At 69.3% G+C, this 23,309-nt stretch carries 22 protein-coding genes and 1 riboswitch; of the genes, 11 read left to right on the forward strand and 11 right to left on the reverse strand.

Annotation, left to right across the window (positions count from 1 at the left end; all coding sequences use genetic code 11):
* Positions 1 to 39: 39 nt before the first annotated feature.
* From ABXJ52_RS10000 to ABXJ52_RS10030, 7 genes are all read left to right on the forward strand, one after another.
* Complete coding sequence (locus tag ABXJ52_RS10000) at positions 40 to 771, forward strand: rhomboid family intramembrane serine protease (RefSeq protein WP_367041077.1); 732 nt, start codon at positions 40 to 42, stop codon at positions 769 to 771.
* Positions 768 to 1,049, forward strand: a complete 282-nt coding sequence (locus ABXJ52_RS10005) for an Lrp/AsnC ligand binding domain-containing protein (protein WP_249590376.1) — start codon at positions 768 to 770, stop codon at positions 1,047 to 1,049. Before ABXJ52_RS10000 ends, ABXJ52_RS10005 begins: the two co-directional genes overlap by 4 nt.
* 83 nt (positions 1,050 to 1,132) lie before the next feature.
* Positions 1,133 to 1,468, forward strand: a complete 336-nt coding sequence (locus ABXJ52_RS10010) for a small secreted hydrophilic protein (RefSeq protein ID WP_367041079.1) — start codon at positions 1,133 to 1,135, stop codon at positions 1,466 to 1,468.
* A gap of 58 nt (positions 1,469 to 1,526) precedes the next feature.
* Positions 1,527 to 2,900: an ATP-binding protein gene (locus ABXJ52_RS10015; RefSeq protein ID WP_367048938.1), complete on the forward strand. Its 1,374-nt coding sequence runs from the start codon at positions 1,527 to 1,529 to the stop codon at positions 2,898 to 2,900.
* Positions 2,897 to 3,562, forward strand: a complete 666-nt coding sequence (locus tag ABXJ52_RS10020; RefSeq protein ID WP_367041081.1) for a response regulator transcription factor — start codon at positions 2,897 to 2,899, stop codon at positions 3,560 to 3,562. Before ABXJ52_RS10015 ends, ABXJ52_RS10020 begins: the two co-directional genes overlap by 4 nt.
* Before the next feature lie 75 nt (positions 3,563 to 3,637).
* On the forward strand, positions 3,638 to 5,050 hold the full coding sequence (locus ABXJ52_RS10025) for an SLC13 family permease (protein WP_367041083.1): 1,413 nt from the start codon (positions 3,638 to 3,640) through the stop codon (positions 5,048 to 5,050).
* Positions 5,051 to 5,073: 23 nt separating this feature from the next.
* A complete protein-coding gene (locus ABXJ52_RS10030; RefSeq protein WP_367041085.1) occupies positions 5,074 to 6,282 on the forward strand; it encodes a glycerate kinase in 1,209 nt (402 codons plus the stop codon).
* Here ABXJ52_RS10030 and ABXJ52_RS10035 read toward each other — a convergent pair.
* The 6 genes from ABXJ52_RS10035 to ABXJ52_RS10060 form a co-directional block, all read right to left on the reverse strand.
* Positions 6,234 to 7,607 carry an aminotransferase class V-fold PLP-dependent enzyme gene (locus ABXJ52_RS10035; protein WP_367041087.1) on the reverse strand — a complete coding sequence of 458 codons (1,374 nt, stop codon included), beginning with the start codon at positions 7,605 to 7,607 and terminating at the stop codon, positions 6,234 to 6,236. The two genes, ABXJ52_RS10030 and ABXJ52_RS10035, sit on opposite strands and share 49 nt — an antisense overlap.
* A gap of 180 nt (positions 7,608 to 7,787) precedes the next feature.
* Positions 7,788 to 7,904, reverse strand: a riboswitch (SAM riboswitch).
* Positions 7,905 to 7,978: 74 nt separating this feature from the next.
* The gene (trpD, locus tag ABXJ52_RS10040) at positions 7,979 to 9,043 is read right to left on the reverse strand and encodes an anthranilate phosphoribosyltransferase (RefSeq protein WP_367048940.1); all 1,065 of its coding nucleotides are present in this window, start codon (positions 9,041 to 9,043) and stop codon (positions 7,979 to 7,981) included.
* Between the two features lie 137 nt (positions 9,044 to 9,180).
* Positions 9,181 to 10,812: a cytochrome bc complex cytochrome b subunit gene (locus ABXJ52_RS10045; RefSeq protein ID WP_367041088.1), complete on the reverse strand. Its 1,632-nt coding sequence runs from the start codon at positions 10,810 to 10,812 to the stop codon at positions 9,181 to 9,183.
* Positions 10,809 to 11,864, reverse strand: coding sequence for a Rieske 2Fe-2S domain-containing protein (locus tag ABXJ52_RS10050; RefSeq protein WP_367041090.1), 1,056 nt, complete (start codon positions 11,862 to 11,864; stop codon positions 10,809 to 10,811). Before ABXJ52_RS10050 ends, ABXJ52_RS10045 begins: the two co-directional genes overlap by 4 nt.
* The gene (locus ABXJ52_RS10055) at positions 11,861 to 12,670 is read right to left on the reverse strand and encodes a c-type cytochrome (RefSeq protein ID WP_367041092.1); all 810 of its coding nucleotides are present in this window, start codon (positions 12,668 to 12,670) and stop codon (positions 11,861 to 11,863) included. The genes ABXJ52_RS10050 and ABXJ52_RS10055 overlap by 4 nt, the downstream gene beginning before the upstream one ends.
* 82 nt (positions 12,671 to 12,752) lie before the next feature.
* Positions 12,753 to 13,373, reverse strand: a complete 621-nt coding sequence (locus ABXJ52_RS10060) for a heme-copper oxidase subunit III (RefSeq protein ID WP_367041094.1) — start codon at positions 13,371 to 13,373, stop codon at positions 12,753 to 12,755.
* Positions 13,374 to 13,552: 179 nt separating this feature from the next.
* On the opposite strand from ABXJ52_RS10060, the gene ABXJ52_RS10065 reads away from it, so the two are divergent.
* Positions 13,553 to 13,954: a hypothetical protein gene (locus ABXJ52_RS10065; protein WP_367041096.1), complete on the forward strand. Its 402-nt coding sequence runs from the start codon at positions 13,553 to 13,555 to the stop codon at positions 13,952 to 13,954.
* An 80-nt stretch (positions 13,955 to 14,034) separates the two neighbouring features.
* Here the strand turns inward: ABXJ52_RS10065 and ABXJ52_RS10070 are convergent, their stop codons facing one another.
* The 4 genes from ABXJ52_RS10070 to coxB all read right to left on the reverse strand — a co-directional run bounded on the left by ABXJ52_RS10070 (position 14,035) and on the right by coxB (position 18,510).
* A complete protein-coding gene (locus ABXJ52_RS10070) occupies positions 14,035 to 15,282 on the reverse strand; it encodes an Ig-like domain-containing protein (RefSeq protein WP_367041098.1) in 1,248 nt (415 codons plus the stop codon).
* A gap of 134 nt (positions 15,283 to 15,416) precedes the next feature.
* Positions 15,417 to 15,815 carry a cytochrome c oxidase subunit 4 gene (locus tag ABXJ52_RS10075; RefSeq protein WP_367041100.1) on the reverse strand — a complete coding sequence of 133 codons (399 nt, stop codon included), beginning with the start codon at positions 15,813 to 15,815 and terminating at the stop codon, positions 15,417 to 15,419.
* Positions 15,812 to 17,551 (reverse strand): cytochrome c oxidase subunit I, encoded by a 1,740-nt coding sequence (ctaD, locus tag ABXJ52_RS10080; RefSeq protein ID WP_367041102.1) that lies wholly within the window; start codon positions 17,549 to 17,551, stop codon positions 15,812 to 15,814. The genes ABXJ52_RS10075 and ctaD overlap by 4 nt, the downstream gene beginning before the upstream one ends.
* Complete coding sequence (coxB, locus tag ABXJ52_RS10085) at positions 17,548 to 18,510, reverse strand: cytochrome c oxidase subunit II (protein WP_367041104.1); 963 nt, start codon at positions 18,508 to 18,510, stop codon at positions 17,548 to 17,550. Before coxB ends, ctaD begins: the two co-directional genes overlap by 4 nt.
* Positions 18,511 to 18,842: 332 nt before the next feature.
* Between coxB and ABXJ52_RS10090 the strand changes: the two genes are divergently transcribed.
* On the forward strand, positions 18,843 to 20,222 hold the full coding sequence (locus ABXJ52_RS10090; protein WP_367041105.1) for an aminotransferase class V-fold PLP-dependent enzyme: 1,380 nt from the start codon (positions 18,843 to 18,845) through the stop codon (positions 20,220 to 20,222).
* Here ABXJ52_RS10090 and ABXJ52_RS10095 read toward each other — a convergent pair whose 3' ends face one another.
* On the reverse strand, positions 20,223 to 21,197 hold the full coding sequence (locus ABXJ52_RS10095; protein WP_367041107.1) for a carbohydrate kinase family protein: 975 nt from the start codon (positions 21,195 to 21,197) through the stop codon (positions 20,223 to 20,225).
* A 134-nt stretch (positions 21,198 to 21,331) separates the two neighbouring features.
* On the opposite strand from ABXJ52_RS10095, the gene ABXJ52_RS10100 reads away from it, so the two are divergent.
* Complete coding sequence (locus ABXJ52_RS10100) at positions 21,332 to 21,550, forward strand: hypothetical protein (protein ID WP_367041109.1); 219 nt, start codon at positions 21,332 to 21,334, stop codon at positions 21,548 to 21,550.
* 166 nt (positions 21,551 to 21,716) lie between these two features.
* On the forward strand, positions 21,717 to 23,240 hold the full coding sequence (locus ABXJ52_RS10105; RefSeq protein ID WP_367041111.1) for a hypothetical protein: 1,524 nt from the start codon (positions 21,717 to 21,719) through the stop codon (positions 23,238 to 23,240).
* Positions 23,241 to 23,309 lie beyond the last annotated feature (69 nt).

A 23,309-nucleotide genomic window follows, 5' to 3' on the forward strand; every position in this document is an offset into this window, starting at 1 on the left:
GGCCTGTACCGTTTGCCGCCCTTACGTCATGCTCTGTCCATGATCAAGACATGGGGTACGACGGTGGGCCGGATGCTCAAGGAGGAGTCCGCCCCGGTGACGTACGGCCTGATCGCCGTCTGCTGTCTGGTCTTCGTGATCTCGCCGGTGTCCGGGCTCAATCCCGCCTACGGGCTCGGCGACAAGCTGCTCGCCGCCCAGCAGGCCTACTTCGAGCGCTGGGGCGTGATCCCCGCGGAGCTGTTCAGCGGGGCGATGCGGCCCCTGCTCGCCCCGGCCACCGCGCTGTTCGTGCACGGCAGCTGGCTGCATCTGATCGGCAACATGCTGTTCCTCTTCGTCTTCGGGGCGATGGCCGAGCAACGGATGGGGCACCTCCAGTTCGCGCTCTTCTATCTCGGCTGCGGCTATCTCGCCCTGTTCGCCTACGCGGTCGCGCACGCGGGCTCCCACCAGACCCTGGTGGGGGCGTCGGGAGCGATCTCCGCGGTGCTCGGCGCCTTTCTCCGACTCTTCCCCAAGGCGCGGGTCACCAGCCTCTTTCCGTTCCTCTTCTTCGTGCCGCTGCGGTTTCCGGCATGGGTGGTGCTGCCGTTCTGGGTGGTGCTGCAGTGGCTCGCGGCATGGCAGGGCGCGGCGGGGCCCGGGGTGGCGTATCTGGCGCACCTGGTCGGGTTCTCCCTGGGCTTCATCTACGCGTGGGGGCGCTGCAGGTGGACAGCTAGAGTGAAGAAGCCAGCACCGGCTACCGAGGGAGACAGTCAGCCGTGATCACCGCGATCGTGCTCATCAAGACCAGCGTGGACCGGATCCCGGAGATCGCCGAGTCGATCGCCGCCCTCGACTGCGTCAGCGAGGTCTTCTCCGTGACCGGTACGTACGACTTGATCGCCATGGTGCGCGTCGGGCGCCACGACGACCTGGCCGACGTCATCCCCGGCAAGATCAGCAAGATCCCGGGCGTGGAGGCGACGGACACACACGTCGCGTTCCGTACGTACTCCCAGCACGACCTCGAAGCGGCGTTCGCGATCGGCCTCGACTCCTGACTCGCCCTCCCCGGGCGCCGGATGAGGGTTTCTTCATCCGCCGCTCATGCTTCTGACCCGCCGCGTCCGGCACGCTCACCGTCATGGTCTTCACCCACCGCATGGCCGCGCTCGCCGCCGTCGTGGCGATCCCCCTCGGCATCGCCGCGACCAGCTACGCCCTGACCGACAACCCCGAGCGGCCCAAGGCCCCGCCCAAGGTGGAGCTGGAGAGCGGCTCGCCGTCCTCGTCGTCGGCGCCCTCGTCCCCCTCGCCCTCCGCCAAGCCCACCACTCCCCGGCCGACGCCGAGCGACGAGACGGTGTCCCCACCGCCGGTGAGCGAGAATTCCTCGGGCGATGACAACGACGACGACGGCAACGAAGGACGCGGCGGCCAGGGCGACAACGACGACGACGGCCCCGGTGACGACGGCTGAGCGCCCGCACCGCTGGATATCCGCCCGTGTCCGGATCCTGCTCTGGCTGCTCGTGGTGATGACCGTCGCGCTCACGGCCGTCGCGGCCACCACCCGCTCCGTCCTGCTGCGCGACGTCGACCACCGCATCGACCGGCTGCTCGCCCAGGAGACCGCGGAGTTCACCAACCTCGCCCGCGAAGGGGTCGACCCGCAGACGGGCGAGAAGTTCGCCGCCCCGGACCCCCTGCTGCGGCTCTTCCTGTCCCGGCAGTACGCCGACCCCGACGAGGAGCTCCTCGGTCTGGTCGGCCGTCCCGGCAAGGCGCCCGCGAAGAAGGAGCAGTCACGCGAGCCGCGGATCGGCCATCCGCTCGCCGAGGACAGCGCGGCGCTGCGAGCGGTCTTCGAGTCCCCCGACGCGACCGGCACGCTGCACCGCGACCACGGAGAGGTCCGCTGGGCGAAGGTGGAGATCGCGCCCAGCGCGGGCCACCCGGCGGCGGCGTTCGTCGTCGCCTTCCATCCGGCGGGCGAACAGGCCAAGGCGGGCGACGTGTTCACGATGCTGCTCGCCATCTCCGGGGTGGCGCTCCTGATGACGACCGGCATCGGCTGGGCCGTCGCGGGCCGCATCCTCAAGCCCGTACGCCTGGTGCGCACGACGGCCGCTCAGCTCACCGAGCAGGATCTGACCCAGCGCATCCCCGTGCAGGGCAGGGACGACATCGCGGCCCTCGCCGAGACGTTCAACGGCATGCTCGACCGCCTGGAGCGCGCCTTCGCCGCGCAGCGCGAGTTCGTGGACGACGCCGGCCACGAGCTGCGTACGCCCATCACCATCGTCCGCGGCCATCTGGAACTGATGGGCGACGACCCGGGCGAGCGCGAGGAGACCACGCGGATCGTCATGGAGGAGCTCGACCGGATGAGCCGCATCGTCGAGGACCTCCTCCTCCTCGCCAAGTCCGAACGTCCCGACTTCGTCACCCCCGAGCCGGTACAGCTCGCCGAGCTCACCGCCGACGTCTTCGTCAAGGCACGCGCGCTCGGCGACCGCGGGTGGCAGCTGGCCGAAGTGGCCGAGGGCGAAGCCGCCCTGGACCCCCAGCGCATCACCCAGGCGATGGTGCAACTGGCCCAGAACGCCGTCCAGCACACCGTCCCCGGCCAGCGCATCGGCATCGGCTCGCGCAGCGCGGCAGGCCGGATCGAGCTGTACGTCGCCGACAGCGGGCCCGGCGTCCAGGCCCAGGACGCCTCGGTGATCTTCGAGCGGTTCCGTCGCGGCACCGCGCGCCGCGGCTCACGCGCCACCGGCGCCGGGCTCGGCCTCGCCATCGTGCGGGCCATCGCCGAGGGGCACGGCGGCCGGGTCGACCTGCGGCCCACGGCGGGCGGCGGCGCCACCTTCGTACTCGACCTGCGAGAACAGGAACCTGGACAGCCATGAACAACCGCATTCTCATCGTCGAGGACGAGGACCGCATCGCCTCCTTCGTCGAGAAGGGCCTGCGCTCCAACGGCTTCACCACCAGCGTCGTCGGCGACGGAGAAGCGGCCTACGACTACGCCCTGACCGGCGGCTTCGACCTGGTCGTCCTGGACATCGGGCTGCCCGGCAAGGACGGCTTCACGGTCCTGCGGCAGCTGCGCGAGGCCCGCGTGACCACCCCGGTCATCGTGCTGACCGCGCGTGACTCGGTCCGGGACACCGTGGCGGGCCTGGAAGGCGGGGCCGACGACTGGATGACCAAACCGTTCCGCTTCGAGGAGCTGCTCGCGCGGGTGCGCCTGAGGCTGCGCACGGCGGCCGGGGCCCCGGAGGTGACGGTGCTGCGCGGCGGGGACCTGACGCTGGACCTGCGTACGCGCAGGGCGCGTTCGGGCGAGCGGACGGTGGATCTGACGGCACGTGAGTTCGTGCTGCTCGAACTGTTCCTGCGCCATCCGGGGCAGGTGCTCTCACGGGAGCAGATCCTCTCGCACGTGTGGGGGTACGACTTCGACCCCGGCTCCAACATCGTGGACGTGTACGTACGGGCGCTGCGCAAGAAGCTGGGTGCCCAGCGGGTGGAGACGGTGCGCGGGATGGGGTACCGCCTTCCGGGGTGACATCCGGGCCCGTGGGTGAAATTCCTTTCATCCGCGGCTCATTGAGGACTCACGGCCGGGCCCGAGGCTCGACGCGTGACCCTGAATCCCCGCCAAGCCATCACCCTGTGCGTCGCGCTGAGCCTGTGCGCGCTGCTGGTGGTGCCCGGCAACTTCCCCGGCCTGAGCGGCGACGCGCGGGTCACCCTCGCCGTGTTCGCCCTGGCGACCTGCGCGTGGATCGGTACGCCGATCGACGACACGTACATCGCACTCGGGGCCGGGCTCGCGCTCACCGCGACCGGGGTGATCAGCAGCGACACGCTCTTCGGCACCCTCGGTGACGAGACGGTCTGGCTGCTGATCTGCGCCTTCGTACTCGCGGCCGCCGTGGCCCGCAGCGGTCTCGCGGGCCGGGCGGCGGCCTTCCTCGTCAGCGGGGCGCGCAGCGTACGGCAGTTGACGCACCTGACGACCGCCGCCCTGGTCGTGACGGCCTTCGCGGTGCCCGCCACGTCGGGCCGCGCCGCGCTCGCGCTGCCGGTGTTCCTCGCGCTCGCCAAGGTCCTCGCCGACCGCAGACGTCTGGTGGTGATGCTCGCGCTGCTGTTCCCGACGGTGATCCTGCTCTCCGCGGTCGCGACCCTGATCGGCGCCGGCGCGCATCTGATCACGGTGTCCGTGCTGTGGGAGGCCACCGGGGAGCGGATCGGCTTCACACAGTGGATGCTGCTCGGTCTTCCGCTCGCCGTCGCCTCGTCCCATCTGGCGGCGGAGGCCGTCCTGTTGACGACGACGCGGCGGGCCGACCGCAAGGGCCCGGTGCACATCACCGTCGAGCAGCTCCAGGAGCACAGCGAGCAGCCGGTGGCCGGGCCCTGGGAGCCCGCCGAGACCCGCTGCGCACTCCTCCTCGCCACGGTCGTCGCCCTGTGGTGCAGCGAGCCGCTGCACCAAGTGCCGCCCGCTGTGGTCGCGTTGATCGGCGCGGTGGTCGCCTCGTCCCCCGCCCTGGGCACCGTACGGCTCAAGGACGCGCTGAAGACGGTGCCCTGGGCGCTGCTGCTCTTCATGGCGGCGACGATGGCGATGGGCGTCGCGCTCGCCGAGTCGGGGGCGGCGAAGTGGCTGGTCGGCGGTGTTCCCCTGGACGTGCCGCCCTGGCTGTTCCTGGCCCTCGTGGTGGCGGTCAGCACGGCCGCGCACCTGATCCTGCAGTCCCGCTCCGCCCGCTCGTCCGTCCTGGTCCCGCTGGTCGTCGCGGCGGCCGTCGGCGCGGGCGTCAACCCGGTCGCCGCCGCGCTCGCCTCCACGGCGGCCGCCGGTTTCTGCCACACCCTGCCCGCGTCCGCGAAGCCCGTCACGCTCTTCGCCGACATCCCCGGCACCCCCACCTACACCCCGCGCGACCTGCTGCGCCTCTCCGCGGTCCTGGCGCCGCTGACCGCCGCCCTCGTCCTGCTCTTCGCCGTCACGCTCTGGCCGCTGCTCGGCGTGCCCGTCCGCTGATCCCGCCCGTACTGGAGACCCCCATGCTGACCCGTTTCGCCATCGCCCCCAGCGGTTTCAAGGAGTCCCTGTCCGCGCAGTCGGCGGCCGAGGCCATCGCCGAAGGAGTACGCAGGGCCCTCCCGCACGCCGAGACCGACCTGATCCCCCTGGTGGACGGCGGTGAGGGCACCGCGCGCGCCCTGGCCACCTCGGGCGGCGGCCGCCTGGTCGCGCTGCCCGCCACCGGTCCCGTCGGCCAGCGGCTCGGCACGCACTTCGCGCTGCTCCCGGACGGCACGGCGGTCGTGGAGATGGCAGCCGTGGCCGGGCTCTCGCTCGTCCCCCGCGATCTGCGCGACCCGGGGGCCACGACGACGTACGGCGTCGGCGAACTGATCCGCGCCGCGCTCGACGCGGGGGCCCGCCGCATCCTGGTGGGCTGCGGCGACTCGGGCACGTCGGACGGTGGCGCGGGCGCCCTGCAGGCACTCGGCGCCCGGCTCCTGGACGCGGACGGCTGGGAACTGCCGCGCGGCGGACGGGAGTTGAGCCGCCTGAGCCGCATCGATCCCTCGGGCCTCGACCCCCGGCTGAAGGACACCGAGATCCGCGTCGCCTGCAACCCCTTCAACGTCCTGACCGGCGAGCGCGGCGTCGCCCGCGTCTTCGGCCCCCAGAAGGGCGCGACGCCCACGCAGGTCGAACAGCTCGCGGCGGCCCTCGAACACTGGGCGCACCTTCTCACCCGCGACCTGCACAGCACGGCGGACCTCTCCCTCGGCCCCGGAACGGGCGCCTCCGGCGGCCTGGGAGCCGGTCTCGCGGCCCTCGGCGCCCAGCTCCTGCCCCGCTTCGACGTCCTGCTCGACCATCTGGACCTGGACGCGCGCCTGGCCCGCGCCGACCTCGTCGTCACCGCCGAGGGCGCCCTGGACCACCAGACACCGCGCGGCAAGATCCCCGCCGAAGTGGCGCGGCGCGCCAAGCTGTTCGGCCGCCCGGTGCTTGTCCTGGCGGGCACGATCGGCCAGGGCGCACACCACGTGCGGGCGGTCGGCGTGGACGCCTACAGCGCGATCCTGCCGGCGCCGGTCTCGCTCACCGAGGCGCTCGGCCGTGGCGGCGAGTTCCTCACCGACGCGACCGAGCGTGCCCTGCGGATGATCGTTCTGGGGTCACGTCTGAAGGGACGTCCCCGGGCTCAGGCGGCGTTGGTGTCCGGCACGCAACGCCCGTCCTCCGTGCGGTAGTTCCAGCGTGCGCCGTCCGCCACGAGCTCCTTCACGGCGCGCACGAAACGCTCCACGTGCTCGTCCGGGGTGCCCGCGCCGAAGCTGACGCGGATCGCGTTCAGCGACTTCTCGCCGGGCGCGGCCTCGGGGGCGCCGCACTCGCCCTGCGTCTGCGGGTCGCTGCCGAGCAGGGTGCGCACCAGCGGGTGGGCGCAGAAGAGACCGTCGCGTACGCCGATTCCGTACTCGGCGGAGAGCGCGGCGGCGAAGTGCGAGCTGTTCCAGCCGTCGACGACGAAGGAGATGACGCCGACGCGCGGCGCGTCGTCACCGAAGAGCGAGAGCACCTTCACCGCGGGCACCTCGGCGAGGCCCTCGCGCACCTTTGCGATGAGCTGGCGCTCCCGGGCGACGAGCTCGTCGAAGCCCGCTTCGGTCAGGGCCTTGCAGGCCGAGGCGATGGAGTACACGCCGATGACGTTCGGCGACCCGGCCTCGTGCCGCGCCGCGGTGTCGTGCCACTCCACGTCGACGCCGCCGTCCGTACGCCGCGCGACCTTCCGCGACGCGCCGCCGCCCGCGAGGTACGGGTCAGCCTCCTGCAGCCAGTCGGAGCGGCCCGCGAGGACGCCCGAGCCGAAGGGCGCGTACAGCTTGTGGCCGGAGAAGGCGACCCAGTCGACGTCGAGCTCGCTGATGGAGACGGGGTGGTGGGGCGCGAGCTGCGCGGCGTCCAGGACGATGCGGGCGCCGTGCGCGTGGGCGGCGGCGGCGAGCTCCTTGACCGGCCACAGCTCACCGGTGACGTTCGAGGCACCGGTCACGCACACCAGGGCGGGCCCGTAGGGGTCACGGTCGGCGAGGGCGCGCTCCAGGGTGGCGACGGCCTGGTCGGCGGTGCGCGGGGCGTTCAGGTACGTCACGCGGGCGTCGCGCCAGGGCAGCAGCGAGGCGTGGTGCTCGGTCTCGAAGACGAAGACCTGGCAGTCGTTCGGAAGCGCGGCCGCCAGGAGGTTCAGCGAGTCGGTGGTCGAACGGGTGAAGACGACCTGGTCGCCTTCGCGGCAGCCGAGGAACTCGGCGACGGTGACGCGGCTGTTCTCGAAGAGGTCGGTGGAGAGCTGCGAGAGGTACCCGGCGCCGCGGTGCACGCTGCCGTAGTACGGCGCGTAGGCGGCCACGTCGTCCCACACCCGCTGCAGGGCCGGGGCGCTTGCCGCGTAGTCGAGCGCCGCGTAGGTCACCTCGCCGCCGGTGACCAGCGGCACGGTGACGTCGCGGCCGAGGACGGGCAGCGGGGCGGAACAGACGGTCTGGTCGGCGGCAGCGGTGGTGACAGACATGGCGAACTCCCGTGGGAAGGCAGGCGAGTTCACTGCGAGGGCGCTCGGACGGCGCTGCAGTGAAGGAAGAAAAGGGGGGGTGCGGAAAAGGGGCCGGAAAGCCCTATCGCATTCGCTTGCTCACGAGACTGCTCCCTTGAGGACCAGGACCCCAGGGGCGGACATTCACCGATGTCCAGGGGTCCGCGCTTGCCATGGACCTTGCTGTCCACGGCCTGGTCTTCACCCGGGGCACCCCGCCACGGACGGAGGGTTGCCGGACAGCGAGCCGGGGCCTAATCGCTGTCACTCATGACCTGCGCAGCATCTTGCCACACGATCTTCCCGGTGCCCACCGCAGTCCGGCATCCGGACCGCGGTGGGCACCCCACTCACCTGTTGCTGGCCGCCACCCACAGCTCCAGGGCCTTCTTCGCGGCTCCGGAGTCGATGGCCTGCGCCGCCTTCGCGATCCCGGCGCCGATCTGCTCCACGAGGGTCCCCTCGCCCGGCGACAGCGCCACCAGGGCGGCCGCCGTGTTCAGCAGCACGGCGTCCCGGACCGGCCCCTTCTCACCGTCGAGGAGGCGCAGCGCCACCTCGGCGTTGTACGAGGCGTCCGCGCCCCGCAGCGCCTCCACGGGGACGAGGTCGATGCCGACGTCCCGCGGGTCGAAGGCCTCCTCGCGCACGGAGCCGTCGCGCACGACCCAGACCCGGGAGGTCGAAGTGGTCGTCAGCTCGTCGAGGCCGTCGTCACCGCGGAAGACGAGGGAGGAGTTCCCGCGCTCGGCGAAGACCCCGGCCACGATCGGCGCCATCCGGGGGTCGGCGACCCCGACCGCCTGGGCCCGCACCTTGGCCGGGTTGGTGAGCGGCCCGAGGGCGTTGAAGACGGTACGGATGCCCAGCTGGCTGCGCGCTCCGCCGGCGTGCCGCAGCGCCGGGTGGAACTTCACGGCGAAGCAGAAGGTGATCCCGGCTTCCTCGGCCACCTCGACGACCCGCTTCAGCGGCAGCTCCAGGTTCACCCCGAGCTTCTCCAGGACGTCGGAGGCTCCCGAGGCGCTGGAGGCCGCGCGGTTGCCGTGCTTGACGACCTTCGCGCCCGCGCCGGCGGCCACGATCGCGGACATCGTGGAGATGTTGACGGTCTTGGCGCCGTCACCCCCGGTGCCGACGATGTCGACGGTCTGCCCCGGCACCTCGATCACGTTGGCGTGCTCGTACATCGTGCGGACGAGGCCGGAGATCTCCTCCACGGTCTCGCCCTTGGCCCGCAGCGCGACCACGAAGCCCGCGATCTGCGCGTCGGTCGCCTCGCCGCGCATGATGCGGTCCATGGCCCAGGCCGTGTCATCGGTGCTCTGGTCGCGTCCCTCGAGCAGTCCGTTCAGCACACCCGGCCAGGAACGGGCCGCCGCGGTGTTGCCTCCTGCGGGGGTCACAGCGCTCATCTGCCGCTCCTGGGTTCGTTCAGCCATGGGACAGGAACACCTTATCCAGCTCCGGGAACGGCAAAGAGCCCCGTCCATGCACTGGATGCATGGGACGGGGCTCTCGCCGTGGCGACCTTGGTCGGAGCGTCGGTCGATCAGTGGTGGCCGTGGCCGCTCGTGATCTCCTTGTACTCGTCGGTGGTGGGCTTGGGGATCTGGTTGTCCTCCCCGTAGTAGCCCTTGCTGAGCTTGGCCCGGAGCTTCTGCGAACCGGACACCTTGCGCTCGACGCCGTTCTCGTCGACCCCGGGGCCGATCTCGAGCGGCGCGTACTGCTCGTGCGCGGTGAGCGTGTGCAGCTGCTCCTGGTTGAGCGGCTCGTGGACCTCGATGAACTCACCGTGCGGCAGGCGCTTGATGATGCCCGACTCGCGGCCGTGCAGGACCTTCTCCTTGTCGCGCCGCTGCAGACCCAGGCAGATCCGCTTGGTGATGACGAAGGCGAGGACCGGTGCCACGAAGAAGGCGATGCGCACGAACCAGGTGATCGAGTTGATCGACAGATGGAAGTGCGTGGCCCAGAGGTCGTTTCCACCACCGATCAGCAGCACCATGTACCAGGTGATCCATGCGACGCCGAAGCCCGTACGGGTCGGGACGTTGCGCGGGCGGTCCAGGATGTGGTGCTCGCGCTTGTCCCCGGTGACCCAGGACTCGATGAACGGGTAGACCGCGATCGCGACCAGGACCAGCGGGAAGATGATCAGCGGGATGAACACACCCAGGACGAGCGTGTGACCCCAGAGGTTGATCTCCCAGCCCGGCATGACACGGATCAGACCCTCGGAGAAGCCCATGTACCAGTCGGGCTGGGCTCCGGTGGAGACCTGGTCGGGACGGTAGGGACCGAGCGCCCAGATCGGGTTGATCGTCGCGATCGCCGAGATGGCCGCGATCACACCGAAGACCAGGAAGAAGAAACCTCCGGCCTTCGCCATGTAGACGGGCAGCAGCGGCATGCCGACGACGTTCTTGTTGGTCTTGCCGGGACCCGCGAACTGCGTGTGCTTGTGGTAGAAGACCAGGATCAGGTGCGCCACCACGAGCCCGAGCATGATGCCCGGCAGCAGCAGGATGTGCACCGAGTAGAACCGGGCCACGAAGTCGCCGCCGGGGAACTCCCCGCCGAACAGGAACATCGACAGGTACGTGCCCACGATCGGCACGGACAGGATGGCGCCCTGCATGAAGCGCACACCGGTACCGGAGAGCAGGTCGTCAGGGAGCGAGTAACCGGTGAAGCCGGTGAACATGCCCAGGACGAACAGCAGGAAGCCGAAGACCCAGTTGACCTCGCGGGGCTTGCGGAAGGCACCCGTGAAGAAGACGCGCATCATGTGCACGAACATCGCCGCGAGGAAGATCAGCGCCGCCCAGTGGTGGATCTGCCGGATCAGCAGACCACCGCGCACATCGAAGCTGATGTGCATGGTCGAGTTGAACGCCTCGGACATCAGCTGGCCCTGCAGCGGGATGTAACTGCCGTGGTACTCCACCTCGTTCATCGACGGGTGGAAGAACAGGGTCAGGTACACACCCGTGAGGATGATGATGATGAAGCTGTAGAGGCAGATCTCACCGAGCATGAAGGACCAGTGGTCCGGGAAGATCTTGCGCATGTTGGCCTTGGCCAGGGAGTAGATCCCCAGACGTCCGTCGGCCCAGTCGGCGACCCGCTCACCTGCGGGCGCCTCCTTCTTACGCGTGTCCGTCGTCGTAGTACTCATCCGCGCTCCCAGAAAGCAGGACCGACGGGCTCAGCGAAGTCGCCGAGCGCCTCGAGGTAGCCCTCTTCGTTCACGCCGATGCGCAGCTGCGGCAGCGCGTGACCGGCCGGGCCGAAGATCACTCGGGCACCGTCGGAGAGGTCGAAGGTGGACTGGTGGCACGGGCAGAGGACGTGGTGCGTCTGCTGCTCGTACAGGGAGATCGGGCAGCCGACGTGGGTGCAGATCTTGGAGTACGCGACGACACCGTCGTGCGACCACTCGAGCTCCTGCTTGTCCTTGATGTTCTCCGGCTGGATCCGGACGATCATCAGGGCCGCCTTGGCGATCTCCTTCTGGAAGTCGTGGTCGTGCTCCTCCAGGCCCTCGGGCTTGGCGAAGGTCAGCGAACCGACCGCCACGTCCGACGGGCGCAGCGGCTCGTTCGTGTTCATGTTCACGAGCAGCTTGCCCTTGGCCCACAGCGTGTGCCGCAGCTTGTCCTCGGGCAGCGGACCGAGGTCACGCAGCAGGACGACGCCGGAGAGCGGAACCATGGCGAGCGCGCCGAACATCGTGTTGCGGATCAGCTTGCGCCGGCCGAACTGCGACTCCGTGGCACCGGCCTTGAAGTCGGCCATGACCTTGGCCTTGACCTCGGGCTCGGCCTCGATGGGGTGCCGCTCGTCGGCGACCTCCACGTCCGACATCAGGGTGCGGGCCCAGTGGACCGCGCCCGCGCCGATGCAGAAGAGCGCCAGGCCCAGGGTCATGCCCAGGGCGAAGTTCAGCGCGCTGATGTGACCGATCGGCCAGATGTAGACGCTCTTGTCGACGGGGAACGACACGAACGAGGCGATGAAGCCGATCGTGGCGAGCATCGACAGGGTGAACAGGAACGCGACCGCACGCTCGGACCGCTTGGCGGCCCGCTCGTCGATGTCCTGGACACGGTGCTCATGGGGCGGCAGCCCCGGGTCGGCGAACGGATTCTCGTCCTTCACCGCTACCGAGCCGTGCTCGGTCTCCTGCGTGCTGGGCAGGTTCTCTTCTGATTTCTCTTGGCTACTCATGACTTCTTGGCCTTTGCGGTCCGAGCGGCGACCCACACGGCGACCGCGATCAGCGAGCCGAGACCGAAGATCCAGCCGAACAGGCCTTCACTGACCGGACCCAGGCCACCCAGGTTGAGACCGCCAGGGCTCTCGGTCTCTTCGCCGTTGACCGCGTCGAGGTACGCGATGATGTCCTTCTTGTTCTTCTCCGGCATCACCGTGTCGGGGAAGGACGGCATGTTCTGCGGGCCGGTCTGCATGGCCTCGTAGATGTGCTTCGGGGAGACATCCTCCAACGTGGGGGCGAACTTGCCCTTCGTCAACGCGCCGCCCTCACCGGTGAAGTTGTGGCACTGCGCGCAGTTGGTGCGGAACAGCTCGCCACCCTTGGCGATGTCCGCGCCGTCCGGGCTGTACTGCTTCTCGGTGGGGACGGTCGGGCCCGCGCCCAGCGAGGCGATGTACGCCGCGAGCTGGTCGATCTCGGCCTGGTTGTAGATGGCCTTCTTCTTCGGCGCCTGGGCGCCCGGCTGCTGGAGCGGCATGCGGCCGGTGCTGACCTGGAAGTCGACGGCGGCTGCGCCGACGCCCACCAGGCTAGGACCGTCGGTGGACCCCTGACCGCCGGTTCCGTGGCAGCTTGAGCAGCCCACGGAGTACAACTTCTTGCCCTCGTCGATGGCGAGGGACTGGGCGGTGTCGTCGGCCTGCGCCTTGTCCGCGGGTGCGAACGCGGCGTACAGCCCCCCGGTGGCCGCCAGCGCGAGGAGTAGTACGACGACCGCCGCCAGCGGGTGGCGTCGTCGTGCGGAGAGCTTTTTCACGGATTACCCCGGTGTCAGGATCTTCTGCGTCGATGCTTCTGGAATGAGTCGGAACGTCGGGCCCGTCGGGGCCCGGCCCCGTTTACTTGATCATGTAGATCGTGGCAAAGAGACCGATCCAGACAACATCGACGAAGTGCCAGTAGTAGGACACGACGATGGCTGCGGTCGCCTGCTCATGGGTGAACCTCTTGGCCGCGTACGTCCTGCCGAGGACCAGCAGGAAGGCGATGAGACCGCCTGTCACGTGCATGCCATGGAAGCCGGTGGTCAGGTAGAAGGCCGAGCCGTACGGGTCGGACGAGAGCGAGAGGCCCTCGTGCTTGACCAGCTCGGTGTACTCGTACACCTGACCGCCGATAAAGACGGCACCCATGATGAAGGTGACGATGAACCACATCCGGAGCTTCTTCACGTCACCACGCTCGGCGGCGAAGACGCCGAGCTGACAGGTGAGGGAGGAGAGCACCAGGATCGTGGTGTTCGTCGCCGAGAACGGGAAGTTCAGCGCGGACGCCATTTCCTTCCAGTGCTCAGGACCTGTCACCGATCGCAGGGTGAAGTACATCGCGAAGAGGGCCGCGAAGAACATCAGCTCGGAACTCAACCAAATGATGGTTCCGACGCTGGTGAGGTTCGGCCGATTGACCGGCGGGTGCGCGTGCCCGGTATCTACTGTCGTTGCTGTCGCCACGACCGACATTATGTCGGTCGCTTATCCCGCCCTCACCCCGGGGGGTGCCGTTCGGAGTGTCTGCGGGGTGTGTCCTGCCCGTATGGCCCATCGAAGGGCTGTCCGAACCGCTGTTGACGGGGTGTCCGGAGGAGTAGCATCCGCGCATCGGCCCCTGGCCGAGAGCCCCTCAACGAAGCGGAGGAACAATGCAGCCGACCGCCACGGTGCTGGTCTACAGCGACAACGCGAGCACCCGCGAGCAGGTCCGGTTGGCCACCGGACGCAGGCCGGCGGCAGACGTCCCCGCGGTCGAGTTCATCGAGTGCGCGACGCTGCCCGCCGTGCTGAAGGAACTCGACCGGGGCGGCGTCGACGTCTGCGTCCTGGACGGCGAGGCCACGCCCATCGGCGGCATGGGAGTCTGCCGCCAGCTCAAGGACGAGATCTTCCGGTGCCCGCCCGTGCTCCTGCTCATGGGACGCCCGCAGGACGCCTGGCTGGCCACCTGGAGCCGCGCCGAGGCGGCCGTGACCCTTCCGGTCGATCCGGTCGAGTTCGCGGACTCCCTGGCCGCTCTGCTGCGCGAGAGGCTGGCCGTGCAGGCCTGACGCCACGACAGAAGGCCCCGCGTCCTCACGCGGGGCCTTCTGCGCTGTTCTGTGCTGTCCGCGGAGCTGTCGCGGGGCTGTCAGACCTGCGGCCGCAGCCGGGCCGCGTCGAGCACCGTGGGGCCCTTCTTGACCCCGCCCAACAGGGCGCTGCCGCCCCGCCAGTCCTTCCAGCCGACGTTCCAGTCACCGAAGCCGTTGCCGAACGGGTCCATGTCCGCGCCGGAGCTGTTGACGACCCGCACGATGTCACCCTGGCGGACGGTCTCGAAGAACCACGCGGCGTTGTCGGTGCTCATGCCGGTGCAGCCGTGGCTGGTGTTCGCGTTCCCGTGCGAGCCGGCCGACCAGGGGGCGGCGTGCACGTACTCACCGGAGTCGGTGACCCGGGTCGCGTAGTAGACCTGCTTGTCGTAGAAGTCCGATGCGCCGATGCTGGCACTGGTCATACGTACGGAGTACTCCTTGCCCAGCACGACCTTGACGCCGTTGCGGGTGGAGTAGCCGGGCTTGCCCGTCGTCACCGGCATGGAGTTGATCTCCTCGCCGTTGCGGTAGACCGTCATGTAGTGCGAACCGGCGTCCGTCACGGCCTCGATACGGTCGCCGATGGTCAGCTTCAGCGGCTTGGCGCTGCCGCCCCAGAGCCTGTCGCGGACCTTGATGCCCTCGAGGTTGCTCCGGACGTTGATGGTCGCGCCCGTGGGCCAGTACTCCTTGGGGCGGTAGTGCAGCGTCTCGCTGTCCACCCAGTGCCACACGCCTTCCGTGGCGGGCTGCGACTCGACCTTCAGCGAGCGCTCCACGATGGCCCTGGCCTTCTTGTCCTTCACCTTGGCGCTGAGCTTGGCCGTGACCGGCTGGCCCACGCCGTACTTCCCCGATTCGGGGCCGAAGGTGACGTCCAGGCGCTTCTTCTTCGCCGCCGTGTTCGTGTCGAACGTCATGACCTTGCGGCCCGGCGCGCCCTCGTCGTCCTCGGTGCTCACCCGCACCGTGTAGTGCGCGCCCGCCGCGAGCGGCGCCGTGCTCTGCCAACGCGCGCCGTCGGCGGCGAGTTCACCCGCCACGTACCGCCCCATCGCGTCGGTGGCCGTCACATCGGTGATGCGCCCGTCCTCACCCTGGGCGGTGACCTCAAGGGGCTTGTCGGGATCCGCCTTCTGACTGCCCACAGGGCCGTTGAAGGCGATCTGGCCCGCCGCGTCGTACGGCTTCGCCGAGAGCGGGTGGCCGTCGGAGCTGCCGCACGCCGTGGTTCCCACCCCGAGGGCGGCCACCAGCGTGGTGCAGCTCAGTACCGTGCGGATTCGCGGTGAGTGGCTCATGAACACACGGTATGAAGGTTCATCGGCTCCGGCGCGTCGGGTGACCCGTACGAGTGTCAAGCGCGACACGCCGAAGGGCCCGGACAGTCCTGACGGAGTGTCCGGGCCCTTCGGTGAGGCGGGGAGTCACAGACTCACTGGGTCTGGTTCTCGCCCCGGTAGTACTCGAAGACCCAGCCGAAGAGGCCGATCATCAGGATGGGGGCCGAGAAGTACAGCAGCCACCAGCCGAAGACGACACCCATGAAGGCGAGCGCGCCACCGATGCCCAGCGAGAGCGGCTGCCAGCTGTGCGGGCTGAAGAAGCCCACCTCGCCGGCCTCGTCCGCTACGTCGGCCTCCTTGTTGTCCTGTGCGGCCGCGTCGACACGCCGGGCCGTGAAGGCCAGGTAGTAGCCGATCATGATGCACAGGCCGAAGGCCAGGAACAGCGCGGTCGTGCCGGCCGGCTCCTTGGACCACCAGCCGTAGACGATCGCCATGACGAGCACGAAGACGCTCAGCCAGATGAACATCTTGCCCTGGATCTTCACTTCGCGGCCTCCTTGTCGCCGCCGAACAGTGCGGTGTCCTTCTGCCCGGCGTTCTCGAGCTGGTCGAGAGCCGCGATCTCAGGGTGATGCAGGTCGAACGCCGGGGATTCGGAACGGATCCGCGGCAGCGTGAGGAAGTTGTGCCGCGGCGGCGGGCAGGACGTCGCCCACTCGAGCGAACGGCCGTAGCCCCACGGGTCGTCGACCTCGATCTTCTTGCCGTACTTGGCGGTCTTCCAGATGTTGTAGAAGAACGGCAGGATCGACAGACCGAGCAGGAACGACGAGATCGTCGAGATCGTGTTCAGGGCGGTGAAACCGTCGGCAGCGAGGTAGTCCGCGTAACGACGCGGCATGCCCTCGGCGCCCAGCCAGTGCTGCACCAGGAACGTGCCGTGGAAGCCGATGAACAGCGTCCAGAACGTGATCTTGCCGAGCCGCTCGTCCAGCATCTTGCCGGTGAACTTCGGCCACCAGAAGTGGAAGCCGGAGAACATCGCGAAGACCACGGTGCCGAAGACGACGTAGTGGAAGTGCGCGACCACGAAGTACGAGTCGGACACGTGGAAGTCCATCGGCGGCGAGGCCAGGATGACGCCGGTCAGACCACCGAAGGTGAAGGTGATCAGGAAGCCGACGGCCCAGAGCATCGGTGTCTCGAAACTCAGTGAGCCCTTCCACATCGTTCCGATCCAGTTGAAGAACTTCACGCCTGTTGGCACGGCGATCAGGAACGTCATGAAGGAGAAGAACGGTAGGAGCACGCCACCTGTGACGTACATGTGGTGCGCCCACACGGTCACGGAGAGACCCGCGATGGCGATCGTCGCGCCGATCAGACCCATGTAGCCGAACATCGGCTTACGGGAGAAGACCGGGATGACCTCGGAAATGATTCCGAAGAACGGCAACGCGATGATGTACACCTCTGGATGGCCGAAGAACCAGAAGAGGTGTTGCCATAGCAGCGCGCCGCCGTTGGACGCGTCGAAGATATGGGCACCGAATTTACGGTCCGCCTCCAGGGCGAACAGCGCGGCGGCCAGAACCGGGAAGGCCAGCAGGACCAGGACCGCGGTCAGCAGGACGTTCCACACGAAGATCGGCATCCGGAACATCGTCATGCCAGGAGCACGCATGCAGATGATCGTGGTGATGAAGTTGACCGAGCCGAGGATCGTGCCGAAGCCGGAGAAGGCCAGACCCATGATCCACATGTCGGCGCCGATGCCCGGCGAACGGACGGCGTCCGACAGCGGGGAGTAGGCGAACCAGCCGAAGTCGGCCGCACCCTGCGGGGTGAGGAAGCCGCCGACCGCGATGAGCGAGCCGAAGAGGTACAGCCAGTACGCGAACATGTTCAGCCGCGGGAACGCCACGTCGGGCGCGCCGATCTGCAGCGGCATGATCCAGTTGGCGAATCCGGCGAACAGCGGCGTCGCGAACATCAGCAGCATGATCGTGCCGTGCATCGTGAACGCCTGGTTGAACTGCTCGTTCGACATGAGCTGCGAGCCGGGACGAGCGAGTTCGGCGCGCATGAAGAGCGCCATCACGCCGCCGATGCAGAAGAACGCGAACGACGTGACCAGGTAGAGCGTGCCGATCGTCTTGTGGTCGGTGGTCGTCAACCACTTGATCACCACGTTGCCCGGCTGCTTGCGCCGTACCGGCAGCTCGTTCTCGTACGAGTCTTCTGCTGCCGCGGCACCCTGAGGTTCGTTGAGGATGCTCACAGGTTGTTCGTCTCCCGGTTCTTCTCGTGCTTCGTCTGCTCGATGCCGGCCGGGATGTAACCGGTCTGGTTCTTCTTCGCCAGGTCCTCGAGGTGCTTCTGGTAGCGCTCGGGGGAAACGACCTTGACGTTGAAGAGCATCCGGGAGTGGTCGACACCGCAGAGCTCGGCGCACTTGCCCATGAAGGTGCCCTCCTTGTTCGGAGTCACCTCGAAGGCGTTCGTGTGGCCCGGGATGACGTCCTGCTTCATGAGGAACGGCACCACCCAGAAGGAGTGGATGACGTCACGCGAAGTCAGTACGAACCGGACCTTCTCGCCCTTGGGGAGCCAGAGGGTCGGACCGGGGTTGCCGTTCTGCGGGTTCCGCTGGCCGGGGGTACCGACGTCGTAGACGCCGCCGGCGTTGGACGGGAAGCCCTTCCGGAACTTGTCCGGGATGGCCTCCAGTTCCTTGGCCGTCTTCGCGTCACCCTTGTTGGAGCCCGGCACGTCCTCGATGTAGTTGAAGCCCCAGCTCCACTGGTAGCCGACCACGTTGACCGTGTGAGTCGGCTTCTTGTCCAGGTGGAGGAGCTTCGTCTCATCGCGTGCCGTGAAGTAGAAGAGCACGGAGACGATGATGAGAGGCACCACCGTGTAGAGCGCCTCGATGGGCATGTTGTAACGCGTCTGCGGAGGTACCTCCACCTTGGTGCGGCTGCGCCGGTGGAAGATCACACTCCACAGGATCAGACCCCAGACCAGCACGCCCGTGGCGAGCGCTGCCGCCCACGAGCCCTGCCAGAGGGAGAGGATCCGGGGAGCCTCTTCCGTTACGGGGGTGGGCATACCAAGGCGGGGAAAGTCCTTGTATGTGCAACCGGTAGCGGTTGCCAAGATCAGGCCCGCAGTCAGCACCTGCGGCAGCTTCCGCCGCATCGGGCGCCGCGACGAGCGGTCGGAGCCGTTGGGACTCACGTAGCGCCTTCCCGAGAGTCTCGGCCCGCGCGGTCGGGTGCGGCCTTCTCGGTCGTCGGTCGCCGCCCTGCGGCGGGCAGGGGTTTGGATGTTTATGCGGGCCAAACCTTACTGGACGCTATTTGGGGTCGCGCGGGGAGGGTGCCTAACGCGCCGCGGGTCACTCCGAAGGGGGGGACCCCCTGCCGTTCACCCCTTTCTGACGGTGGGTCGGGCGCCCACCGGGCCGCGGAACCGCCTCGTCCGCGACTGCGGGGCCTTCGTGGCTTGTCGCGCAGTTCCCCGCGCCCCCTTACGGGCGCTCCCCGCGGCGCACGCTTTAGCGTTGCCGTGTGTCCTACTTCGATGCCGCTTCCTCCGCTCCCCTGCACCCCGTGGCCCGGCAGGCTCTGCAGGCCTCGCTCGACGAGGGGTGGGCCGATCCCGGTCGGCTCTATCGCGAGGGGCGGCGGGCCAGGCTGCTGCTCGATGCCGCTCGGGAGGCCGCCGCCGACGCGGTGGGCTGCCGCCCGGACGAGCTGTTCTTCACCTCTTCGGGTACGCAGGCCGTGCATTCCGGAATTGCCGGGGCGCTCGCGGGGCGTCGGCGTGTCGGGCGGCATCTGGTGGTGTCGGCGGTCGAACACTCTTCGGTGCTCCATGCGGCGGCGTCCCTCGAAGCCGACGGGGGCGCGGTGACGGAGATCCCGGTGGAGCGGTCCGGCGCGGTGTCCACGGCCGCGTTCGCCGCGGCTCTGCGCTCCGACACCGCCCTCGCCTGCCTGCAGTCCGCCAACCACGAGGTGGGCACCGAGCAGCCGGTGGCCGATGTCGCCTCGGCGTGTCGCGCCGCCGGGGTGCCGCTCCTGGTGGACGCGGCCCAGTCCCTTCCGTGGGGCCGGGTGGGCGGGGACTGGTCGCTGCTCGCCGCGAGTGCCCACAAGTGGGGCGGGCCCCCGGGCGTGGGCCTGCTCGTCGTGCGCAAGGGGGTGCGGTTCGCCGCGCAAGGACCCGCCGACGAGCGGGAGTCGGGGCGTGCACCCGGCTTCGAGAACGTTCCGGCCGTGGTCGCCGCGGCGGCCTCACTCCGTGCCGTGCAGGCCGAGGCCGCCGATGAGGGCGCCCGGCTGCGGGAGTTGACGCAGCGGATCAGGGCGCGGGTGCCGGGTGTCGTGCCCGACGTGGAGGTGGTGGGCGATCCGGAGCTGCGCCTCCCCCACCTGGTGACCTTCTCGTGTCTCTATGTCGACGGAGAGACAGTGCTGCACGAGCTGGACCGGGCAGGCTTCTCGGTCTCCTCCGGCTCGTCCTGCACCAGCTCGACACTGACCCCGAGCCATGTCCTGAAGGCGATGGGCGTACTGAGCGAGGGCAACGTCCGGGTGTCACTCCCACGGGGGACCCAGGAGACGGACGTCGAGCGTTTCCTGGAGGTGCTGCCGGGGGTGGTGGCCGGCGTACGCGAGCATCTGGGCGCCCCGGTGGCTCCGGCTTCGCGCACGGAAGCGGCTTCCGTCGTCGTGGACGCGCTCGGCAAGCGCTGCCCGCTGCCGGTCATCGAACTCGCGAAGGTGATCGGGGACGTGCCGGTGGGCGGCACGGTGACGGTCCTCGCCGACGACGAGGCCGCGCGGCTCGACATCCCCGCGTGGTGCGAGATGCGGGGCCAGGAGTACGTGGGCGAGGAGCCGGCGGACCACGGCTCTGCCTATGTGGTCCGCCGGAGCTCCTGACTAGGCCAGGCGCACCTGGACCTCGGACGCCGCCTCATGGCCGTACGCCTTGGTGAAGCGGTCCATGAAGTCGCTGCGGTGCAGCTCGTACTCCTGGGTGCCGACGTTCTCGATGACCAGGGTGGCGAGCATGCAGCCGAGCTGCGCCGAGCGCTCCAGGGAGACGCCCCAGGACAGGCCCGAGAGGAAGCCCGCGCGGAAGGCGTCACCGACACCGGTCGGCTCGATCTTCGCCTTCTCCTCGGGGACGCCCACCTCGATCGGGTCCTGGCCCTGGGACTCGATGCGCACGCCGCGCGGGCCGAGGGTCGTCACGCGGTGGCCGACCTTCGAGAGGATCTCGGCGTCGGTCCAGCCGGTCTTGGACTCGATGAGCCCCTTCTCGTACTCGTTCGAGAAGAGGTACGTGGCGCCGGCGAGGAGGGTACGGATCTCCTCGCCGTCCATGCGCGCGATCTGCTGGGAGAAGTCGGCGGCGAAGGGGATCTCGCGCGAGCGGCACTCCTCGGTGTGGCGCATCATCGCCTCGGGGTCGTCCGCACCGATGAGGACCAGGTCGAGGCCGCCCACGCGGTCGGCCACGTTCTTCAGTTCGATGAGCCGGGCCTCGCTCATCGCGCCGGTGTAGAAGGAGCCGATCTGGTTGTGGTCGGCGTCCGTGGTGCACACGAAGCGGGCCGTGTGGAGCGTCTCGGAGATGCGGACCGATGCCGTGTCCACGCCGTGCCGGTCCAGCCAGGCGCGGTACTCGCCGAAGTCCGAGCCGGCCGCGCCGACCAGGATCGGCTTGGTGCCGAGCTGGCCCATGCCGTAGCTGATGTTGGCGGCGACGCCTCCCCTGCGTACGTCTAGGGCGTCGACCAGGAAAGACAGAGAAACCGTGTGCAGCTGATCCGCGACCAGTTGGTCGGCGAAGCGGCCGGGGAAGGTCATCAGGTGGTCGGTGGCGATGGAGCCGGTGACTGCGATACGCACGACGGCATGCTCCTGTGGAGGAGAGGCGGGGGTTGACACTTCACGCTACCGGGTCGGTGCACCCCCGCTGAAGAGGCCAAACTACCCGTTAGTAGGTCTTTTTTCGCGAGGTGTGCGATGCGTACGGTGCGGTTATGGCCGTTATCTCGAAGCATGTCGTCACCGCGCGTCCCGTCGAGCTGCCCTCCGAGACCCTGGAGACATTGCGCGGCGACTGCGCCCGCATGGCCCCGCACTGGGCGACCCCCGCGGCCGCCGCGACCGCCCCGGTGTCGCCCGCGCTGATCCATGGGATCGATGTCCCGCCCGCCTCCGCCCGCCTGATCGACGGCATGTCCGAGTACGGCGACTGAGGCGAGGGCCGGTCCACGACCGGCGCAGGGGCAACGGCGCGCGCCGAGGGAACCGCGCGCTCCCCCGCTGCGTCCCACCGCTGTCCCCCGTAAAGGGGAGACGGCGTACGAACGAGGCCCGCACACGGGTCTCCAGGGACAGCAGTGCAGTCGAAGGAGCGATGCGGTGAGCACCGAGCGATCCGTTCATGACGCGGCCGAGCAGCCCCGGCGGCGTTCTCGCCTTGCCGTCGCGTCGGTGGCGGCCACGGTGCTGCTCGTCGGTGGCGGCGGCGCCTACTTCGCCGCGACCGCGTCAGGCGGCAGCGACGGCAACGGCAGTTCCCCGGCCGGCGACGGCGGCACACCGCCGCCCCTCGCCCTGGACGGCCACACGGACGGCGACCGGCAGGAAGGCGGCACCGGCGACACCGGCGGCATCGCCCCGGGAGAGCCCGACCCGAACGGCGCCGCCTACCGCGCCGAGGGCAAGCTGCCCGGCGGCCCCGGCTCGGCGGCCGTGTACCACGCGCGCGGCACGGTCAGCCAGGACCAGGTCGCCGCGCTGGCCAAGGCCCTGGGCATCGAGGGCAAGCCCACCTCGAAGGACGGCGCCTGGAAGATCGGCCCCACCAAGGACGGTTCGGGGCCTTCGCTCCAGGTGGGCAAGGAGGCGCCGGGCACCTGGACGTTCACGCGGTATGCCTCTGGCGGCAGCGACAACTGCCAGAAGGGCAAGCCCTGTTCGGATGCGTCGGGTTCGTCCACCGCGCCGAACGGCGAGGGTGACGCGGTCGGCGAGAGCGCGGCGAAGAAGGCCGCGGCTCCCGTCCTGAAGGCCGTGGGCCAGGACGACGCGAAGCTGGACGCGGGTCAACTCCTGGGCGGCGTACGAGTGGTGAACGCCGACCCGAAGGTGGGCGGGCTCCCGACGTACGGCTGGTCGACCGGCATCCAGGTCGGCGCGGACGGCCAAGTGGTCGGCGGAAGCGGCCAGTTGAAGGCGCCGGAGAAGGGCGCAACGTACCCGGTGATCAGTGCGGGGAAGACCCTGGAGCAGCTCAACAAGTCGGGCGGCGGTGACGGCCGCGTCGGCATCGGCGGCTGCGCGTCGGCGGTGCCGCACGCGAAGGGTGACACGGCTGACGGCTCCGACGGCGGCGGCCCCGCGGTCGAGGAGGGGACGAAGGCGCCGTGCGAGGAGCCGTCATCCGCGCCTCCGAAGCCGCAGCCGATCACGGTGAAGGACGCGACGTTCGGGCTCGCGGTGCACTTCGTGGACGGTCGCCAGACACTCGTGCCCGCCTGGCTGTTCGATGTACGGCCGCAGGGCGCGAAGGACAGCTTCACGGTGACGCATCCGGCCGTGGCGCCGAAGTTCCTCACCTCGCCGAGCACGCCGTCGCCCACCGCGAAGCCCACCGAGAAGCCGGGCCCGGGCAAGCAGAAGTCGGCCACGCGCGTCGAGTCCTACCGCGCGGACGGCAAGTCCCTGACGGTGCACTTCTGGGGCGGCGTCTGCAGCGACTACTCGGCGTCGGCCGACGAGAGCAAGGACAGCGTGCGCGTGAAGGTGACCGAGACCCACAAGAAGGGCGAGGTCTGCGTGAGCATGGCCAAGGAGTTCACCAAGACCGTGACCCTCGACGAGCCGCTCGGCGACCGCAAGGTCGTGGACGCGAAGGGCGGCGGGACGGTGCCGCGGAATTAGCCCTCCCCCGGCTGACACGAAGGCGGCGGCCCCCGAAGTGCTTCGGGGGCCGCCGCCTTCGTACGTACA

It is taken from the genome of Streptomyces sp. Je 1-332 (assembly GCF_040730185.1).
Classification (GTDB): domain Bacteria; phylum Actinomycetota; class Actinomycetes; order Streptomycetales; family Streptomycetaceae; genus Streptomyces.

Bases quoted from the DNA above. Each gene is read 5' to 3' on its own strand.
- ABXJ52_RS10060 (WP_367041094.1), bottom strand. From the start codon at position 13,373: ATGTCGGTCGTGGCGACAGCAACGACAGTAGATACCGGGCACGCGCAC.
- ABXJ52_RS10065 (WP_367041096.1), top strand. From the start codon at position 13,553: ATGCAGCCGACCGCCACGGTGCTGGTCTACAGCGACAACGCGAGCACC.
- ABXJ52_RS10045 (WP_367041088.1), bottom strand. From the start codon at position 10,812: ATGAGTACTACGACGACGGACACGCGTAAGAAGGAGGCGCCCGCAGGT.
- ABXJ52_RS10015 (WP_367048938.1), top strand. From the start codon at position 1,527: ATGACCGTCGCGCTCACGGCCGTCGCGGCCACCACCCGCTCCGTCCTG.
- ABXJ52_RS10020 (WP_367041081.1), top strand. From the start codon at position 2,897: ATGAACAACCGCATTCTCATCGTCGAGGACGAGGACCGCATCGCCTCC.
- ABXJ52_RS10050 (WP_367041090.1), bottom strand. From the start codon at position 11,864: ATGAGTAGCCAAGAGAAATCAGAAGAGAACCTGCCCAGCACGCAGGAG.
- ABXJ52_RS10070 (WP_367041098.1), bottom strand. From the start codon at position 15,282: ATGAGCCACTCACCGCGAATCCGCACGGTACTGAGCTGCACCACGCTG.
- ABXJ52_RS10030 (WP_367041085.1), top strand. From the start codon at position 5,074: ATGCTGACCCGTTTCGCCATCGCCCCCAGCGGTTTCAAGGAGTCCCTG.
- ABXJ52_RS10035 (WP_367041087.1), bottom strand. From the start codon at position 7,607: ATGTCTGTCACCACCGCTGCCGCCGACCAGACCGTCTGTTCCGCCCCG.
- ABXJ52_RS10010 (WP_367041079.1), top strand. From the start codon at position 1,133: ATGGTCTTCACCCACCGCATGGCCGCGCTCGCCGCCGTCGTGGCGATC.
- trpD (WP_367048940.1), bottom strand. From the start codon at position 9,043: ATGAGCGCTGTGACCCCCGCAGGAGGCAACACCGCGGCGGCCCGTTCC.
- ABXJ52_RS10000 (WP_367041077.1), top strand. From the start codon at position 40: ATGATCAAGACATGGGGTACGACGGTGGGCCGGATGCTCAAGGAGGAG.
- ABXJ52_RS10100 (WP_367041109.1), top strand. From the start codon at position 21,332: ATGGCCGTTATCTCGAAGCATGTCGTCACCGCGCGTCCCGTCGAGCTG.